Origin of the sequence: Paraconexibacter sp. AEG42_29 (assembly GCF_040581415.1) — a bacterium.
Lineage (GTDB): Bacteria > Actinomycetota > Thermoleophilia > Solirubrobacterales > Solirubrobacteraceae > Paraconexibacter.
The window spans coordinates 4,008,646-4,026,506 of the sequence record NZ_CP114014.1; the positions used below are offsets into that span (position 1 = coordinate 4,008,646).

The window sequence follows — 17,861 nt, forward strand, 5'->3', positions numbered from 1 at the left end:
TGCTCCACCCCGCATGAAGCGAACGTGAAGCGCGACCTCATCCCCGCAGCCCGACGCCCCACCGGCAGCGCCCTCGACCGGTCCGATGCGGCCAGGCCAAGCTCCGCCGGCCCAGCCCGACGGGGTCCTCAGCGGTAGCCGGTGCGCTTCAGGAACGCCAGCAGGTTCGTCTGGAAGCCCGGGGCGGTGAGCCCCCGCTTGCGCGCGCGGACGATCTCGGCCTTCCCGACCGCGCCCTTGCCGAGCAGGTACTGCTCGGCGACGTAGGCGGCGATCGCGCCTTGGATCTCGCGGTTCTCTTCAGGCTTGGCGGCGCGGATCGCCTTTAGCAGGCGCGCCGCGTCGCTGCGGATCATCGCGGGGAACCGCCGCGTGATGTCCTTGACGGCGGCCTTGCCGGTCGCCGCGTTCAGGCTCAGGCTCAGGACCTTCGGGGGGAACGCCGACGCGGCGTACGAGGAGAAGGCGTACGCGAAGCTGTCGTCCGCGCCGGACAGCTCGGCCGTCCCGTCGCCGTCGAGGTCCTTGACCTCGTAGCCCACGTTGCCCCAGTACAGGCTGAGGACCCGCCGGTAGGAGTTCGTCGCCGGGCGGTACGCGTAGATCCGCTGCGTCGTGCAGCAGTGCGCGCCGTTCGAGAAGGTGTCGAAGGAGACCTCGGGCTCGCCGTCGCCGGTCAGGTCGGCGACGTGCATGATCGTGAAGACCTCGTCGGCGTTGCCGGCGGTGTCCTCGACGAGCAGGCAGTCCTTGCAGACGTCGCTGACGTCGAGGTCGCTCACGACCGTGCCGCCCCGGGCGATCGTCAGCCGCGGCTTCGTGACGGCGAACTGGCCCGCCTTCCAGCTGAGCGTCGCGGTGACGGCGCCCGACGTCTTGGCCACCGCACCGGCCTGGACGCGGTTCTGCGCCTGTGCCGCGGCCGGACCGGCAACGCCGCCGGCGACCAGGCCGACGCAGGCGACGACGAGGACGACCAGGCCACGCATGCTCATGCGGCCTCAGTTCCCTTCTTGTCCCCGGACTCCTTCGCGACAGCGGCGATGGCCTCCTTGGCGGCACCGCTCGCGGTGACCGCACCCGCGGCGGGCGGCGTGGTCTCGTCCTCGCCCTCGGGGGGCTTCGCGCCCTCCTTGGCCCAGGCCTCGTCGAACTCGACGCGCCACTTGCCGTCCTCGCTCTGCTGCAGCGCGAGCTTCGCCCGGAACGACCGGCCGCTGCGGCCCTTGAAGCCGGTGACCTGCTTCGCGGTGACGCCGGTGGCGATCAGCTCGCGGGCGATGGCCGGCGGCAGCTGCTTGCCGGCCTTGCCCTTCCAGATGACGAACCCGCAGCCCGGATCCTCACGCGCCCAGCACGAGTAGCCCTTGCGGTTCTCGATGATGTCGTGGCCGCAGACGGGGCACGGACCGAGGTTCGCCCGCGGGATGCGCACGTCCTTCAGCGTCGTGTCGAGGACGCCCACCGTCTCGCCCGCGAACTTCGCGATGTCCTCCATGAACTTCTTGCGCGTCTCGGTCCCGCCCTCGATCGCGGCGAGGCGGTGCTCCCAGTCGCCGGTCAGCGACGGTGACGTCAGCGGGTGGTTGTCCAGCAGCCGGATGACGTTCAGGCCCTTCTCGGTCGCCACGAGCGCACGCCCGTCGCGCTCGGTGTAGCCGACGTCGATCAGCCGTTCGATGATCGCCGCGCGGGTCGCGGGCGTGCCGATGCCGGTCTCGGTCATCGCCTCGCGCAGCTCCTCGTCGTCGACGAGCTTGCCGGCCCCCTCCATCGCCCCGAGCAGCGAGGCGTCGGTGTAGCGCCGCGGCGGCTTGGTCTGCTTCGCGGCGGACTCGACCTTCTTCGTGTCGACCGCCTCCCCCTGCTCGAGCTTCGGCAGGGACTGGTCGCGGCCCTCGTCCTCCTCGGCCGAGGTCTTGTCGCCCTCGGGGATCTCCCCGTAGACGCCGCGCCAACCGGGCACGATCAGCACCTTGCCGCTCGTGCGGAACTGGTGCTCGAAGACCGTCGTCTCGATCTTCGTGTTCTCGAAGACGGCCTCGGGGTGGAAGATCGCGAGAAACCGCCGGACGACCATGTCGTAGATGCGCCGGTCGTCCGAGCTCATCTTCTCGAGCTTGTGCGGGGAGTTCGTCGGGATGATCGCGTGGTGGTCGCCGACCTTCTCGTTGTTGACGACCCGCTCGAGCGGCAGCAGGTCCAGCGAGCTGACGTAGGCCGCGGCGGCCGAGTACTCGTCGTGCCGGCCGACGTGCCCGACGATGTCCTTCAGCTCCGGGACCATGTCCGTCGTCAGGTACTTCGAGTTGGTTCGCGGATACGTGAGCGCCTTGTGCTCCTCGTAGCAGCGCTGCGCCGCGGCCAGCGTCCGGCGGGCGCTGAAGCCGTGCCGCGTGTTCGCGTCGCGCTGCAACGACGTGAGGTCGTAGAGCAGCGGCGGGATCGTCTTCTGCTCGGTCTTGGTGAGCTTCGTGATCGAGCCGCTCTGCCCGCTGACGGCGTCCACCACGGCCTGCGCCAGCTCCGCGGACGCGATCCGCGGCTTGTCGCTCTTCTTGGTGAGGTCCTGGTAGCGCCCCTCGTAGCGGCGGCCGTCCGCGGTCGCGAACGTCGCGTCGACGAGCCAGTAGTCCTCGGGGACGAAGGCCCGGATCTCCTCGTCGCGACGCGCGATGATCGCCAGGGTCGGCGTCTGCACGCGGCCGAGGGAGACGGCGCCGTCGAACGAGGACCGCAGCCGGATCGTCGCCGCGCGCGTCGCGTTCATGCCGACGATCCAGTCGGCCTCCGACCGCGACCGGGCCGCCTGCTCGAGCTTCGCGGTCTCCTCGGAGTCCCGCAGGTTCGCCAGCGCCTCGCGCATCGCGTCGTTGGTCATCGACGACAGCCACAGCCGCTTCACCGGCTTCTTGGCCTTCGCCTGCTCGAAGAGGTAGGCGAAGATCAGCTCGCCCTCGCGGCCGGCGTCGCAGGCGTTGACGACGAGGTCGACGTCGTCGTCCCGCAGGAGCTTCTTCACGACGGCCATCTGCTTCTGCGAGCGCTCGTCGCGGACCACGAGCTTGAACGTCTTGGGGACGATCGGCAGGTCGGCCATCCGCCACTTCTTGTACTTCTCGTCGTACTCGTCCGGATCGGCGAGCTGAACCAGGTGCCCGACGGCCCAGGTGACGATGTGCTCGGGACCTTCGAGCCAGCGCTCGGTCTTGTCCTGCGTCCCGGTGTGCTTCTGGAACGGGCCGGGCAGGACGCGCGACAGGTCCTTGCCGACGGAGGGCTTCTCGGCGATGACGAGGGTCTTTGGCATTCGGTGGCGCAGCGTAGCGCCGTGCCGCGCCGTCCGTGCCGCGGGCCGCCGTCTGCGAACGGCTCCGGCGCACTCCGGTCCGGAACGGCCGGCGCCGCGTCAGGGTGCGCAGGGCCCGGTCGACACGCGGTCGCCGGCCCCGTCCAGGAGGTCCTTGACCACCTCGTTCGGGACCCCGTAGCCGGTGCGCCTCCGGGCCGCGTCGCGCGACGTGGCGAAGACCGTCGTGATGACGCGTCCCCGCGTGTCGACGACCGGGCCGCCGGAGTTCCCGGACCGCACGAGCCCGCGGAACGTCACGATCGACCGCCGCACCCCCTCGTTGCCGTAGGCGTCGGCGCTGATCACCGACCGGGTCGGCCCCAGCCGCGCGGACCGCACGTCGTACGGCCCGTTCCCGGGGAAGCCGAGGATGGCTCCGAGGCGCCCGACCGGCGGGTCGTCCGCGAGCGGCAGCGACTCGGCGTCCAGGCCGCCGACCTCCAGCACCGCGATGTCGTTGCGCGGGTCGAACGCGATCGCCCGGGCGGGCAGGCGCGAGCCGCTGCCCCGGACCTGCACGACGGTGTCGTCCTCGCCGGCCACGACGTGCGCGTTCGTCACCACGATCCCCGGTCCGGCGACCCACCCGGAGCCCTCGATGCCGAGCCCGCAGGCGGTGCCGGTGATCCGGACGATGGAGTCGGCTACGGCCTGGATGTGCGGGTCGCGGCCGACGCCCGCCGGGGGCGCGGGGACGTTGGCGTCCGGCCCGTCGAACGCGGGGAACGGGTCGAAACGGGCGAGTGCGTTCAGCAGCCCGCCCGACGGGGGCAGGACGTCGTTCAGCCGCGACAGGATCTCCGAGCGCTGGATGTCCGCGCGGTACTGGCGCGCGCCCGGGGTCTGCAGCGTGACCGCGCCCGCCACCCAGCAGATGCCGAGGGCCAGCGCGGCCCCCAGCGCCGAGCCGAGGACGCCGTCGACCGACGCCAGGCCCGGGACCGACGACAGCCGCCGCCGCAGCCCGATGCCCAGCACCTCCAGGCCCGCCGACAGCGCCGCGCCCACCAGCAGCGCGCCGCCCAGGCCGAACAGCGGCGCGTACGGGGACGACGACCCGCCGTCGACGACCGCCGCGGCCAGGCGGGTGCCGGCCAGCGCCCCGGCCGCGAACCCGACCAGCGACAGCGCGCCGACGATCAGGCCCTGGCGCCAGCCGACGGCCGCCATGAACACGCAGAAGACGAGGATGACGATGTCGATCGTGGTCATGGCCGGGGACCGCCCCCGTCCGGCCGGGTCGGCAGCCGCCCATCCTAGAACCTGACCCCGAGCCCGCCCCGACGTGGCGCGCGGGGCCACCAGTAGGTGCGCGCGTGTGACAATGCGCGCCCATCGGCCCATGGATCTGCGACCGACGGGTACCCTCCGCCGTGGTTTGACCGGACCGCCGCACGCAAGGAAGGGTGCACCTGCCGCCCGCCGCAGCGCCCCCTCCGGCCCGGAAGCGGGCGGCTCCGCCCGTGATCAGGCCGTTCTGCGCCGCCGCCGGGTCGCGGGCGCCGGGATCCTGGTCGTCGTCCTGGCCGGCGGCTACCTGCTGGTGTCCGGCCTCGGCGGGCGCGCCGGGAGCGTCACCGTCGCCGAGAAGTACGCCCGCGCCTACGCCGCCCAGGACCCGGCGGCCATGTACCCCCTGCTCGACGGGGACGTCCGCGAGCGCCTGTCGCTCGCCCGCTTTGTCGAGCTGCACCGCGAAGCTGCCGCGACTGCCACGGCGACCCGGTTCGTCGCCGGCCCGGTCGAGGCGGTCGACGACACGCACGTCGACATCCCGGTCACGGTCCGGACCCGGGTCTTCGGCCTCGTCCGCGGCAAGCTCCGCCTGGAGTTCGCCGGCGACGGGGACAACCCGGGGGTCGCGTGGACGCGCAACCTCGTGTTCCCCGACGTCCCCCAGGGCGCGGAGCTCACCCGCACCGTCGAGCTGCCGCCCCGCGGCAAGCTGCTCACCCGCGACGACCAGGTGCTGGCCGAGGGCGACGCCCGCACGCCCGAACCCGATCTCGCCGACGTCGCCGCCCAGACGGTGGGACAGCTGGGACCGGTCCCGAAGGACCGCCTGGAGGAGCTGACCGCGCTCGGCGTCCCGACCGACGCGAAGGTCGGCATCTCGGGGCTCGAGCGCGCGCTCGACAGCCGGCTGCTCGGGACCCCCGGCGGGACCCTGCAGGCGGGCGGACGGGTCCTGGCCCAGCGGACGCCGCGCCAGGCCAAGGCCATCCGGACGACGATCGCCCCGTCGGTCGAGCGGGCCGCGGTCGCCGCCCTCGCCGGCCGGCTCGGCGGCGTCGTCGCCCTCAACCCGCGCACCGGCGAGCTGCTCGCCTTCGCGGGCATCGCCTTCAGCGGCCTGCAGCCGCCCGGGTCGACGTTCAAGATGATCACGCTCGTCGGCGCCCTGGAGAACGACGTCGCGAAGGAGTCCGACAGCTACCCGATCCAGACGGCGGCCGTGCTCGAGGGCGTCGACCTGCAGAACGCCAACGGGGAGTCGTGCGGCGGCACGCTGGCGCAGAGCTTCGCGAAGTCGTGCAACTCGGTCTTCGGCCCGCTCGGCGCGCAGCTCGGCGGGGACCGGCTGGTCGCCACCGCCGAGGAGTTCGGGTTCAACAAGGCGCCGGACATCCCCGGCGCGGCGACGTCGACCATCCCCGCCGGCGGGGACATCGGCGACGACCTGGCGCTCGGGTCCACGGCGATCGGCCAGGGCCGCGTGCAGGCCACCGCGCTCCAGATGGCCAGCGTCGCCGCGACGATCGGCCTCGGTGGCCGCAAGCCGCACCTGACCGTCGCGATGGACGAGCGCGCCGACAACACGAAGCTCAAGCCGGTCGTGGACCCGTCGGCGGCCCGCACGGCCGGGCGCATGATGCTGGACGTCGTCGCCTACGGCACCGGCACGGCCGCCGCGCTGCCGGGCGTCAAGGTCGCGGGCAAGACCGGCACGGCGGAGCTCGAGAGCACCCAGGACTGCGTCCCGACCGAGGACAACCCGGAGAGCTGCGCCGACCAGGGCTCGATCACGACCGACACGTCCGCCTGGTTCGCGGCCTTCGCCCCCGGCGGGTCAGGGCCGAAGGGCGGCGCGATCACGCCGAAGGTGGCGGTCGGCGTCCTGCTGGTGCGGGCCGGTGCCGGCGGGGACACCGCAGCGCCGGTCGCGCGGCAGGTGCTCGCCGCTGCGCTGGGGTAGCGGCGCAGCCGGCCGGAAACGAAGGTGGCGGGCCGCGACGGCCCGCCGGTCACACGTCGATGCGGATGTCGCCCTCGTCACCGTCGGGCGCGGTGATCTTCAGCTCGAGCGGGCGGTTGTCCAGCGTCTCGTTCGTCAGCTTGAACAGCAGCAGCTTGCCCTGGGTCGGGCCGTAGGCGGACGTCTCGTTGCTGTGCGGGAAGAGGTCGCCCGGGGTGAGGGTCGTCGGCTTGTAGCCCACGATGCTCGTCGTCTCGATCGGGCGGTACTCGTCGTCGATCGTGTCCTCGAGCGTGAACTCCTCGGCCGTCTCGAGGGTCTGGTCGCTCGGGTTCTTCACGCGGATGAAGATGCCGAACCAGACGTCCTCGGGCTTGAGGTCCTCCTGGACCGGCGGGACGCCCTGCAGGTAGTCGCGGTCCTCGACGTCGGTCGGGTTCAGCTGACGGCTGATCTGGACCTGGTACTCGAGCTTGCCGATGGTCACCGAGGTGCCCTCGGACTCGGCCACCTTCTGGGGGCCGTCGTCACCGCAGGCCGACAGGCCGGTGACGGCCGCGGCGGCGATGATGGGCAGGGCGAGGCGACGGAGCTTCATGATCGCGCGGGAGCTTATCTAGCGAAGGGGCGTGCCGGTGGCCGGCTTGCGTGCCCCGCCCGCGATGCTGGCGCGCGTACCGCGGTCGTGGCCGTCCTCGAGGATGCCGGCCAGCCGCCGCAGGCCCTTGCCGAACTGGCGCTTGTAGAAGCCACGCCGGTCGACGAGCTTGTCGGACGGGTACTTCGGCTCGGTCTCGAAGCTCACCGTGACGCGCGTTCCGCTGCCCGACGGCTCGATGGCGTACGCGGTGACGGTCCGCACGCGGTTGTACTTCCCGCCGCGGCCCGCGAGGACGATCCGGCGCGGTGCGTCGCACTCGAGGATCGTCTGATCGACCCACGGGAAGCGGTTCCCGCGCTGGTGGAACTTGAAGCGCGCGCCGGCACCGGTGCCGTAGGTGTCCTCCCGGGTCAGGTTCCACTCCGAGGTGAAGTGGTCCAGGAACTCCGGGTGGTTGGCGATGTCGGCGAGGTAGTCGAAGACCTCGGCGACGGGCCGGGACACCAGGACGGTCTGCGTGACGGGATCCATCGGAGCAGCAGTCTACCGGCGGGGTGGGCGGGACCGGAGTCCCGGCGAGCTCGGCTAGGCGACGAGCCGTGGGCGAAGCCGCACGCTGTGCCCGCGCTCGCTGTGACGCACCAGATCGGTCGAGACGGGCTCGGCGGAACGCTGCGGACGGCACAGCGCGCACACGGTCTCCCCGCGCGGGTAGCGATGGACGCGCTCGCCGATGAGCGGGGTGCGCCCGCAGTCGGCGCACGAGTGGCGGCACGCGGTGAGCTCGTCGACGCTCTGCCGCAGCAGCTGACGCTCGAGGTCACGTTCCTGCAGGGCCAGCAGCGGGCGGAGCATGTTCTCTTCTTCGGCAGCTGGGCGGGTGACCCTGCACCGGCGCGCCCACGCAACGGACGTTGCGTCGATGGGTGAGTTTGCGTCCGGCGGACCCCGGGTACCGACCCTGCCTAGGTCAGCCTGGTGTCCGTACGCACGTCGCTTTAGACATGGCTTACGGCGTTGGGCGATGCTCAGCACCCCCACTTGCGGTCGGCCGCACGGCGTGAGTCGTGCGAGAGGAGACGGTCACATGGAGTCTTTGACGTCGGGCACGATGGCTGGCACCGGGTCGTTCAGGTGCGAGAACTGCGGCTACGTGGTCACCCTGGCCGCGACGGAGAAACTCGGCGCCTGTCCCAGCTGCGGCGAGAACGACTACGCCCGGGCGTCGCTGTTCGCCGCGGGTCGCTTTCAGCGCCGCGCCGCCAGCGGCCTCGACGAGCACGACGACTTGCTCCGGCGCGCCCGCGAGCTCCGCGACCCGTCGATCGCCGCGCACGTGGCGTTCCTCGACGGCGAACAGCTCCGTGTCGTTCCGCTGACCGTGGAGACCACCCGCATCGGCCGCACGCTCACCGCGGAGATCCGCTTCGACGATCCGACCGTGTCGCGCCGCCATGCCCTCCTGGTCCAGCGCGAGGACGGGCTCTACGTCCTGGACGACCGCTCCCTGAACGGCGTCTTCGTCGACGGCGAGCGCATCACGTCCCGCCGCGTCGACGACGGCGACGAGCTCGTGGTCGGCCGGCATCGCCTGCTGGTGCTGATCGGCGACGGCAGCGGACAGGCCCACGCGGGCGCCGACCTGTCGTCCCCGTCCACCGCCTGACAGGCCCGATCGACCGCCTGAACGGCGGGTCCGGTTGCAGCAGCGTCGGCCGCGTCCGCGATACTCCGCGGCTGTGGCCGACAAGATCGCGATCCTCTCCCAGAAGGGCGGCACCGGGAAGACGACCACGGTGCGTACGCTCACCGACGTCCTCCGCCTGGCCGGACTGACCGTCCTGGCGGTCGACCTCGACCCCCAGGGCAACCTCTCGGACTACTTCGACGTCGCCCCCGACGCGGATCCCACGATCGCCGACGTCCTCACGGGCCGGGCGAAGGCCAAGGACGCGATTTACAACGACGTGATCCCGGCGAACCTCACCCTCGCCGAGGCGGAGCTGCAGCTCGCCGGCAAGATGGGCCGTGAGCTGACGATGCGCAAGGCGCTGCGCGACGTCGAGAAGAAGTACGACGTCATCCTGATCGACTGCCCGCCGGCGCTCGGGCTCCTCACGGTGAACGCCCTGGTCGCCGCGGACTATGCGCTGCTGAGCTCCGAGGCGCAGTACTTCGCCCTGCAGGGCGTCGAGCAGGCGCTGGAGGTCATCGACCTGGCCCGCGACGGCCTGAACCCCGACCTCACCTGGCTCGGCGTGTTCTTCAACATCGCCGACATGCGGACGGTGCACTCGCGGGAGGCGTTCGTCTCGCTCCGCGAGCACGTGGGCGACAAGCTCTTCGACACGACGATCCGCTCGTCGATCGCCTACGCGGGCTCGGCGGAACGCGCGGTGTCGATCCTCGAGTACCGGCCGGACCTGGCCGAGGACTACCTGCTGCTGGGGGACGAGGTCCTGCGGCGGCTGGGCCGCGAAGAGGCCCGCGAGCGGCTGGCCGAGCACCTGCCGGCCGCGCCGGCGACCTAGCCGACCGACGTCACCTGCGCGCCCATCGTCTCCAGGGGCGCGCGCAGGACCTGGGCCCAGCCCTCGGCCTCGCCGCGCAGCGCGTCCACCAGCATCGGCGTCTGCTCGTAGTGGCTCCAGAACAGGACGGTCGGCCCGGCGCCGGAGATCGTCGCGCCGAGCGCCCCCAGGGACGCTGCGCGCCGGACCAGGTCCATCGACCGCGGGAACAGGTGCGCGCGGCGGTCCTGGTGGAGCTTGTCCTGCAGGCCGCGCGCGATCAGGTCGTAGTCGCCCGTCGCCAGGCCGAGCACCAGCAGCGACGCGTGCGCCGTGTTGAAGACGGCCTCGGACATCGGCACCTCGGCCGGCAGCGCGGCGCGGGCGAGCTTCGTGCGGACCGCCTCGTCGGGGACGAGGATCACCGTCTCGAGGCCGGTCGGCGCGCCCATGCGGGTCGACGTCCCGTCGGCACACAGCGCGATGCCGCCGTGGAGCGCCGCGGCCACGTTGTCCGGGTGGCCCTCGAGCTCGGTGGCGTGCTGCAGCAGCGGTGCGTCCAGCTCGAACAGGTGGTCCGCCGCCATCAGGCCCGCGACGTAGGCCGCGGCGCTCGTCCCGAGCCCCCCGCTGAGCGGGATGCCGGACGTGATCCGGAACTCGAACGTGTCCGCCGGGTGCAGGTGCTCGAACCCGCGCACGCAGAGGTTGCGGCGGTCCGTCGCGATCGGCAGATCGGTCACGACGGCGAACTCGCCCGTCTCCACCACCTCGAGCTCCATGTGCAGCCCGAGCGCTGCGGCGAGCACGTCGAAGCCGGGCCCGAGGTTGGCGGAGCTGGCGGGGACCTTGACGGTGCGACGTCGCTGCATCCGCGCAAGGTATCTGGCCCGCCTTCGCCGAGGTCCTACGCTGGATGGCATGCGAGCCATCTGGAACGACACCGTCATTGCCGAGTCCGACGAGACCGTGGTCGTCGAGGGCAACCACTACTTCCCCTCGTCGGCGCTCAAGCGGGACCTCTTCACCGAGACGCCGACCACCTCGATGTGCCCGTGGAAGGGCACCGCGAGCTACTACACGGTCACGGTCGACGGCAAGGACAACGCGGATGCGGCCTGGTACTACCCGGACCCGAAGGACGCGGCGAAGGAGATCAAGGACCACGTCGCCTTCTGGAAGGGCGTCACGGTCGTCGAGTAACTACCCGCCCAGGACCGCCTTCTCCACCGCGCCGAGCGTCGGCTCGCACGGGAGGACGGAGCCCGACTGCTCGAGGGCCGTCTGGGGGTCCTTCAGCCCGTGGCCGGTCAGGACGCACGCGACGCTGCTCGCTCCGTCCGTCCCGTACTTCAGGAGGCCGGCGACCGAGGCCGCGCTGGCGGGCTCGCAGAAGACGCCCTCCTTGCCGGCCAGCAGCCGGTAGGCGTCCAGGATCTCCTCGTCCGTGACGGCGGAGATGCGGCCCTTGGACTGCGTCATCGCGGCCATCGCCTCCTCCCAGCGAGCCGGGTTCCCGATCCGGATCGCGCTGGCGACCGTCTCGGGGTTCTCGACCCGGTGACCGGACACGAGCGGCGCTGCGCCCGCGGCCTGGAAGCCCAGCATTCGCGGGGCCTTCTCGGCCTCGGTGAAGCCCTCCCAGTACGCGGTGATGTTGCCCGCGTTGCCGACGGGGATGCACAGCGCGTCGAGGTCGCCGAGCTCCTCCAGGATCTCGAAGGCCGCGGTCTTCTGGCCGGCCAGGCGGTACGGGTTGACCGAGTTCACCAGTGCGATCGGGTGCTTGTCGGTCAGTTCGCGGACGAGCTCCAGGGCCTGGTCGAAGTTGCCGCGCAGCGCGATAACGCGGGCGCCGTGCATCAGCGCCTGGGCGAGCTTGCCGGTGGCGATCTTGCCGTCGGGGACGATGACCGCGCCGCGCAGGCCGGCACGGGCCGCGTACGCCGCGGCGCTGGCGGCGGTGTTCCCGGTGGACGCGCAGATGACGGCCTCGGCCCCCTCCTTGACGGCCTGGGTGACCGCGCAGCACATGCCGCGGTCCTTGAAGGACCCGGTCGGGTTCGCGCCCTCGATCTTCAGGTACACGTCCGCACCGACGCGTGCGGACAGGTACGGCGCGTGCACGAGCGGCGTGGAGCCCTCCTGCAGCGTGACGATCGGGTCGTCCGCCTCGAACGGGAGCCGGTCGAGGAAGCGGTGGATGAGGCCTGGACGGCGTTCAGTCATGGGTTTCTCCAGTTGCGACGTTCGCCCCCTGGGCGAACTCGCGGCGTGATGTCGAGCGCTCTGCGCGAGGCATCACGCGTACTCCTCCTCGATCACACGGATGACACGCGGCCGGCCGCGCACGAACTCCAGGCCGCCGATCAGCTCGACGGCGGCCAGCATGCGGGACTCCAGCAATGGGTGGACGACCATCACCAGGCGGGCGTCCGTCCCCAGGCCCTTCTGGACCACGGACTTCACGGACGCGCCCTGCAGACCCAGGACCTGGGCGACCTGGGCCAGCACGCCGGGGCGGTCGGCGACCTCCAGGTGCAGGTAGAACGCGGATTTCACGTCGTCCACGATCGGCAGCGACTGCGTCGTCTCGGGCGTCGAGGCCGGCGGGATCATCGCGCTGATGATGTCCCCCAGAACGGCGCTCGCGGTCTGCGGGCCGCCGGCGCCGGGCCCGGACATCGTGATCTCCGTGATCGCCTCGGACTCGACGGTGACGGCGTTGTACGGGCCGTTCACGGACGCCAGGGGGTGCCCCTTGTAGAGGAACGCCGGGTGGACGCTGACAGCGATGCCGTCCCCCACCCGCTCGGCCGTCCCGATCAGCTTCAGGCCGAGGCCGAAGTCCTGCGCGTACGCCATGTCGTCCCCGGTGAGGTGCTCGATGCCCTCCCAGGTGACGTCGTCGATGTGGACGGGCGTGTCGAACGCGAGCCGGGCGAGGATCGCCATCTTGGCGGCGGCGTCCTTGCCGTTGACGTCGTCGGTCGGGTCGGCCTCGGCGTAGCCCAGCGCCTGCGCCTCCTTCAGCGCGTCGGCGTAGGAGGCACCGGTCTCGGCCATCCGCGTGAGGATGAAGTTCGTCGTCCCGTTGACGATCCCGGTGACGCGGTCGACGTGGGCGCCGGCCAGCGACTCCTGCAGGACGCGGATGACGGGGACGACGCCGGCGACCGCGGCCTCGAACCGCAGCTGGACGCCGTTCTCGCGCGCAGCGGCCCACAGCTCCTCGCCGTGATGGGCCAGCAGCTGCTTGTTCGCGGTGACGACGTGCTTGCCCGCGGCCATCGCCTCCAGGCAGTAGGTGCGGGCCGGCTCGAGGCCGCCGATCATCTCCGCGACCAGGTCGGCGCCCTCGAGGATGTCGGCGAACGTCGTCCCGTTGGAGCGCGTGTGCACGCCGGTGATGACCGGGCGCATGCCGGTCACCGCGGCGATGTGGTCCGCACGGCCGGGCAGCAGCTCGGCGAGCGCGCCGCCCACCGTGCCGTGCCCGATCAGGGCGATGCGGAAGTCCTCGGGCTCAGACGTCACGGGCGAACAGATCCTCTCGGGTCTCGCGGCGGACGACGACACGGGCGTCGCCGTCCTTGACGAAGATCACAGGCGGCCGGGGGCTGCCGTTGTAGGTGTTGGCCATCGCGTGGCCGTAGGCGCCGGTGACGGGAGTCACGAGCACGTCGCCGGCGCGGGGCGCGTTCAGGCGGGCGTCCTTCACGAGCAGGTCGCCGGACTCGCAGTGCTTGCCGGTGACGTGGGCGACGACGTCGTCGCCGGCCGGCTCGTTGCCGACGAAGCGATCGGCCACGTCGATCTCGTACCGGGCGTCGTAGAGCATCGGACGCAGGTTGTCCGACATGCCGCCGTCGACGGCGACCCAGTTGAGGACGTTCTGCTTGACCGACTGCACCGTATAGAGGGTGACGGTCGAGCGGGCCGTGAGCGCCCGGCCGGGCTCGTCGATGACCTTCTTGCCGGGACCGAAGATGTCGTGGACCTGCTTGACCTTCGCGGCGGCGTACTCCTCGACGGTCGGCGGCTCCACCCCGTCGGTCGTGTACTGCACGCCGAGGCCGCCGCCGAGGTTGTAGGTCGGGAAGTCGCCCAGCTCGCAGACCGCTCGCAGTGCAGCGCCGAAGGGCGCGAGCTCCATGATCTGCGAGCCGATGTGGAAGTGGATGCCCTCGAGGTCGATGCGCTCCTCGGCCTCCAGGCGAGCGATCGCGTCGCGGGCCGCGTCGACGTTGAAGCCGAACTTCGTGTTCGGGCCCCCGGTCGAGATCGACGGGTGGGTGTCCGGGCTGACCCCGGGCGCCACGCGGATCAGGACGGTCTGCCGCGCGTCGCGCTGCGCGAGGACGCGGATCAGGCGCGTGATCTCGTCGTCGTTGTCGACCACGATCGCGCCGATGCCGGTCTCGACGGCGAACGCGAGCTCCTCCTCGGACTTCGCGTTGCCGTGCAGGTGGATGTGCTCGGGAGCGAACCCGCCGCGCAGGGCGCTGGCCAGCTCACCGCCGCTGGCGACATCGCACCCGATGCCCTCCTCGGCGAGCACGCGGTAGACCGCGGTGCAGGGGAAGGCCTTGGAGGCGAACACGACCTCAGCCGTCGGGCTCGCGGCCCTGAACGCAGCGACGAAGTGCTGGGCGCGGGTGCGCAGGTCGTCCTCGACGACGAAGTAGGCGGGCGTCCCGAACTCGCGGGCCAGGTCGAGCGCATCGCAGCCGCCGATCTGCAGGCGCCCGCGCGCGTCGAGCTCGCTCCCGAGCGGGTAGATCGCGGCGAGGGCGGGGTCGAGGTGGACGGCAGGCATGGCGGCCCGGGATCATGCCACGCCATGCGCGTCGTCCACGGCCAGCCACCCTCGGAGACCGGACGGCACCACGGCCTGGCGTGGGCGCGGTTCGACCCGGACCCGTCCCGGCCGGCCCACGGGGCCGTCGTGATCCTGCACGGCGCCGACTCCTGCAAGGAGAACCAGTTCGACTTCGCGCGGACCGCGGCGCTGGCCGGCCTGGTGGCAGTCGGCTTCGACGCCCGCGGCCACGGCGAGACCGGCGGCGAGCTGGACGGCCGGGTGCTGGACGACGTCGCGGCGATGTGCGACCGGGCCTGCGGGTGGCTCGCCGGGCTGGCCGACGGCCCGGCTGCGGCCCGCCTGGCACTACGCGGGTCCAGCATGGGCGGCTACCTGGCGCTCGTGACCGCTGCGGAGGTCGGCGCCGACGCGGTGGTCGCCGTCTGCCCGGCCGGCGACGAGGGCCTGCGCCGAGGCCTGCGCGAGGGGCGTTTCGCCTTCGCGGTCGACCGGCCCGCGGTCGAGCTGCTCCTGGACCGGCACGGCGTGCACGCGGCGGCGGCCGGGCTCGACGTCCCACTGCTGCTGATGCACGCCACCGGCGACCTGTCGGTCCCGGTCGAGCAGTCGCGGGAGCTGGCGGCGCTGGCGCCCCAGGCGAAGCTCGTCGAGATGCCGGGCGGGCACCACCAGTCCATCCAGCACGACGGCGAGCTCACGGGCGTCTCCGTCCGGTTCCTCACGCGCGCCCTGCGCGCATCCGCTGACAGGTTGTGACGCGATAGCGGTGCACAACCTGTCAGCGGGCGGGGGCGTCAGGGCTGCTTGCCCGTGGTGTCCCCGCCCAGGCGGCGGACGATCGCGGCCAGGATGTCCGTCGTCGCCGACACGATCGTGCTCGCGCCCGCGCCGACCTGCTTGAGCGTCTCCCCCAGGCCCGGGACGACCGCGCCGACGATGTTTCCCAGGCCGTCCGTCGTGGCCTTGACGGCACCGCCCAGGCCGCTCCCGGTGGCGGCGGTCGTGTCGGCCAGGGCGTCGGTGACGGGCTTCAGCGGCGCTTCGGCGCTCCCGAGGACCGGCCTCACGGGCGGTGGCGTGGTGGGGGTCGTCGCCTGCGTGGACGGGGGCGGCGGCGCGGTGGTGGTCGTGGCCGGCGGGTCGCCGGCGGACTGCGTCGTCGTCCTGGAACCGCCGACCTGGACCCGGGGATCGCGCGTCGCGCTGCTGCCGGAGGTCAGCGCGGACGGCGCCGCGGGGGCCTCCGCGCCGGCGGCGACCGTCGTGGCCGGCGGCAGGACGAGCGCGACCGTCGTCCCGGTGCCGGACCCCGGCGCGGTGCCGGTCACGGTCGACGGGAGGGCCAGCGACGGGGCGCCGCTGGAGATCGGGCCGGCCGGGGACGCGGTGAAGGCGACGAGACCGCCGACGAGGACCGACACCGTGATGACGGCCGCCAGCATGACGGCGGTCGTGCCGACCCCGGCGATCGTGGCGCGATGGGCGGTCAGGCTGGGCATGGGGCGACGGCGCTGCCGCAGAGCTATCGGCAGGCCGCCGGCCGACCTTTAGGCCGGGCGGCACTATTGGCGCGTAGGCGCTCGTCAGGTCGCGCGAGCGGCCGCGGCGGGTCCAGCGGCCGCGGGGCGTGCCGGCGGGCGCAGGCCACCGGGCTTGCGGGAGAGCCACAGCAGCAGCGCCGTACCCGCGACCGCCATGCCCAGGCTCTCGAGCTGCGCGGTGGTCAGCCCGGCGAAGGTGTCCTCGTTCCTCCGCAGGAACTCGACGAGGAAGCGCTCGACGCCGGCCCCGAGCAGGTACAGCGCGAAGAGCGCCCCTGGCCGGAGGCGGTCCCGGAGCGACCACAGCACGTACGCCCACAGGCCCATGGCGAGCGTCTCGTAGATCGGCGTCGGGTGGACCTCGACGGTCGTCGGAACGGTGCCCTCCGGGTAGGCCATCGCCCAGGGCCCGTCCCACGGCTTGCCGTAGTCGCCGTCCCCCGAGATCTGGCAGCCGACCCGGCCGATGGCGTAGCCGAGCGCGAGCGGCGGCGAGCACAGGTCCAGCAGCGAGGCGTTGAGCATCCCGCGACGCCAGGCCCAGATCAGCACCGCGATCGCGCCGCCGATCGCGCCGCCGTACCAGACGAGCCCCGCGCCCCCGAAGATGCCGCCGAGCAGGTCGTCCTTGACCTTGTCGTAGTTCTGGACGAGGTAGTAGAGGCGCGACCCGACCAGACCGCCGATCAGCGCGGCGAAGACGATCTCGTAGGCCCAGTCCGGGGACTTGCCGAGCTCGCGCAGCCGCCGGGCGAGCACGGCCCCGGCGGCCAGGAAGCCGAGGGCGAACAGCAGCCCGAAGGTCTTCAGGGAGAGGCCGAGGATGTCGATGTCGGGCTGCATTCAGCCCGGGAGCGTAGCCCGGCGCGTCCTCAAGGGGGTCACCACCTCCCCCTATCCTCGATGGATGGCCCCACCTCGATCGTTCGGCCGCGACACCGGCCTGCAGGTCCGGATGCTCACGACGATGTTCCTGCTGGGCCTCGTTTATGTCGTCCTGGTCGGCGCCCTGTTCGCGTCCGGCGCCAGCGGCATCACGATCGCGCTGATCGCCGGCGGGCTGTTCCTGTTCCAGGCCTTCGCCTCCGAGAAGCTCGCGATGCGCGCGATGGGCGCCCGCGAGGTCACGCCCCAGGAGGCGCCGGAGCTGCACGGCATGATCGAGCGCCTGTGCATCAGCGCCGACCTGCCGAAGCCGCGGATCGCCGTCGCCCAGAACGCGATGCCGAACGCCTTCGCGATGGGCATCCGCAAGGACAACGCCGTGGTCTGCGCCACGACGGGGATCATGGACCTGCTCTCGCCCGCCGAGCTCGAGGGCGTGATGGCGCACGAGCTGACCCACGTCGCCAACCGCGACGTCGCGATCATGACCTTCGCGAGCTTCTTCGCGTCGATCGCCTCGATGATCGTGCAGTGGGGCTTCTACTTCACCGGCGGCGGGCGGGACAACGACGACGACAACATCGGTGCCCTCGGCCTGATCCTGATCTCCGCCGTGGTCTACGTCGTGAGCTTCCTGCTCATGCAGGCGCTGAGCCGGTACCGCGAGTTCGCCGCCGACCGTGGCGCGGCCGTCATCACGGGCCGGCCGTCGGCGCTGTCGAGCGCGCTGCTGAAGATCAGCGGCCAGATGGACCGGATCCCCACGCAGGACCTGCGCACGCAGGAGCTCGCGGCGTTCTTCATCTTCCCGCCGAAGGTGAAGGCGGGCATCGGCTCGCTGTTCGCGACGCACCCCCCGATGGAGAAGCGGATCGAGGCGCTCAGCCGCCTCGAGGGCCAGCTGCAGGGTGCACCGAGCGGCGGGCGCTGGGAGTAGCGTCCGCGCCGGCT

Annotated in this window: 18 protein-coding genes; 6 read left to right on the forward strand and 12 right to left on the reverse strand. The window is 72.2% G+C overall.

The annotated features are described in order from the left end of the window. Positions 1–128: 128 nt before the first annotated feature. The 3 genes from DSM112329_RS19440 to DSM112329_RS19450 all read right to left on the reverse strand — a co-directional run bounded on the left by DSM112329_RS19440 (position 129) and on the right by DSM112329_RS19450 (position 4,564). Complete coding sequence (locus DSM112329_RS19440; protein WP_354698215.1) at positions 129–995, reverse strand: hypothetical protein; 867 nt, start codon at positions 993–995, stop codon at positions 129–131. After that, the gene (locus DSM112329_RS19445; RefSeq protein ID WP_354698216.1) at positions 992–3,310 is read right to left on the reverse strand and encodes a DNA topoisomerase 3; all 2,319 of its coding nucleotides are present in this window, start codon (positions 3,308–3,310) and stop codon (positions 992–994) included. The genes DSM112329_RS19440 and DSM112329_RS19445 overlap by 4 nt, the downstream gene beginning before the upstream one ends. 99 nt (positions 3,311–3,409) lie before the next feature. Further along, positions 3,410–4,564, reverse strand: a complete 1,155-nt coding sequence (locus tag DSM112329_RS19450; RefSeq protein WP_354698217.1) for a MarP family serine protease — start codon at positions 4,562–4,564, stop codon at positions 3,410–3,412. A 166-nt stretch (positions 4,565–4,730) separates the two neighbouring features. Here DSM112329_RS19450 and DSM112329_RS19455 point away from each other — a divergent pair, with 166 nt between their 5' ends. Beyond that, positions 4,731–6,548 carry a penicillin-binding transpeptidase domain-containing protein gene (locus tag DSM112329_RS19455; protein WP_354698218.1) on the forward strand — a complete coding sequence of 606 codons (1,818 nt, stop codon included), beginning with the start codon at positions 4,731–4,733 and terminating at the stop codon, positions 6,546–6,548. 49 nt (positions 6,549–6,597) lie between these two features. Here the strand turns inward: DSM112329_RS19455 and DSM112329_RS19460 are convergent, their stop codons facing one another. Genes DSM112329_RS19460 through DSM112329_RS19470 form a run of 3 tightly spaced genes read right to left on the reverse strand, consistent with a single transcriptional unit; the run spans position 6,598 to position 8,004 of the window. Continuing rightward, positions 6,598–7,146 (reverse strand): hypothetical protein, encoded by a 549-nt coding sequence (locus tag DSM112329_RS19460; protein WP_354698219.1) that lies wholly within the window; start codon positions 7,144–7,146, stop codon positions 6,598–6,600. Positions 7,147–7,164: 18 nt separating this feature from the next. After that, complete coding sequence (locus DSM112329_RS19465; protein WP_354698220.1) at positions 7,165–7,680, reverse strand: SRPBCC family protein; 516 nt, start codon at positions 7,678–7,680, stop codon at positions 7,165–7,167. Positions 7,681–7,734: 54 nt separating this feature from the next. Continuing rightward, on the reverse strand, positions 7,735–8,004 hold the full coding sequence (locus DSM112329_RS19470; protein ID WP_354698221.1) for a hypothetical protein: 270 nt from the start codon (positions 8,002–8,004) through the stop codon (positions 7,735–7,737). Between the two features lie 232 nt (positions 8,005–8,236). Between DSM112329_RS19470 and DSM112329_RS19475 the strand changes: the two genes are divergently transcribed. Next, entirely contained in the window at positions 8,237–8,815 is a 579-nt protein-coding gene (locus DSM112329_RS19475; protein ID WP_354698222.1) for an FHA domain-containing protein, read from the forward strand. Between the two features lie 73 nt (positions 8,816–8,888). Beyond that, a complete protein-coding gene (locus tag DSM112329_RS19480) occupies positions 8,889–9,680 on the forward strand; it encodes an AAA family ATPase (protein WP_354698223.1) in 792 nt (263 codons plus the stop codon). On the opposite strand, the gene thrB is transcribed toward DSM112329_RS19480, so the two are convergent. Next, the gene (gene thrB / locus DSM112329_RS19485; RefSeq protein ID WP_354698224.1) at positions 9,677–10,531 is read right to left on the reverse strand and encodes a homoserine kinase; all 855 of its coding nucleotides are present in this window, start codon (positions 10,529–10,531) and stop codon (positions 9,677–9,679) included. The two genes, DSM112329_RS19480 and thrB, sit on opposite strands and share 4 nt — an antisense overlap. A 49-nt stretch (positions 10,532–10,580) precedes the next feature. Here thrB and DSM112329_RS19490 point away from each other — a divergent pair, with 49 nt between their 5' ends. Next, positions 10,581–10,862, forward strand: a complete 282-nt coding sequence (locus DSM112329_RS19490; RefSeq protein WP_354698225.1) for a DUF427 domain-containing protein — start codon at positions 10,581–10,583, stop codon at positions 10,860–10,862. Here DSM112329_RS19490 and thrC read toward each other — a convergent pair whose 3' ends face one another. From thrC to lysA, 3 genes are all read right to left on the reverse strand, one after another. Continuing rightward, positions 10,863–11,888, reverse strand: a complete 1,026-nt coding sequence (gene thrC / locus DSM112329_RS19495; protein ID WP_354698226.1) for a threonine synthase — start codon at positions 11,886–11,888, stop codon at positions 10,863–10,865. A gap of 72 nt (positions 11,889–11,960) precedes the next feature. Beyond that, the gene (locus DSM112329_RS19500; protein ID WP_354698227.1) at positions 11,961–13,196 is read right to left on the reverse strand and encodes a homoserine dehydrogenase; all 1,236 of its coding nucleotides are present in this window, start codon (positions 13,194–13,196) and stop codon (positions 11,961–11,963) included. Then, positions 13,186–14,478: a diaminopimelate decarboxylase gene (gene lysA, locus DSM112329_RS19505; RefSeq protein ID WP_354698228.1), complete on the reverse strand. Its 1,293-nt coding sequence runs from the start codon at positions 14,476–14,478 to the stop codon at positions 13,186–13,188. Before lysA ends, DSM112329_RS19500 begins: the two co-directional genes overlap by 11 nt. Before the next feature lie 24 nt (positions 14,479–14,502). Here lysA and DSM112329_RS19510 point away from each other — a divergent pair, with 24 nt between their 5' ends. Beyond that, positions 14,503–15,240, forward strand: coding sequence for an alpha/beta hydrolase (locus tag DSM112329_RS19510; RefSeq protein WP_354698229.1), 738 nt, complete (start codon positions 14,503–14,505; stop codon positions 15,238–15,240). Positions 15,241–15,278: 38 nt separating this feature from the next. Here the strand turns inward: DSM112329_RS19510 and DSM112329_RS19515 are convergent, their stop codons facing one another. After that, entirely contained in the window at positions 15,279–15,983 is a 705-nt protein-coding gene (locus DSM112329_RS19515; protein WP_354698230.1) for a hypothetical protein, read from the reverse strand. A gap of 84 nt (positions 15,984–16,067) precedes the next feature. After that, entirely contained in the window at positions 16,068–16,868 is an 801-nt protein-coding gene (locus DSM112329_RS19520; RefSeq protein ID WP_354698231.1) for a prolipoprotein diacylglyceryl transferase, read from the reverse strand. A 64-nt stretch (positions 16,869–16,932) separates the two neighbouring features. On the opposite strand from DSM112329_RS19520, the gene htpX reads away from it, so the two are divergent. Then, positions 16,933–17,847 (forward strand): zinc metalloprotease HtpX, encoded by a 915-nt coding sequence (gene htpX, locus DSM112329_RS19525; RefSeq protein ID WP_354698232.1) that lies wholly within the window; start codon positions 16,933–16,935, stop codon positions 17,845–17,847. Positions 17,848–17,861 lie beyond the last annotated feature (14 nt).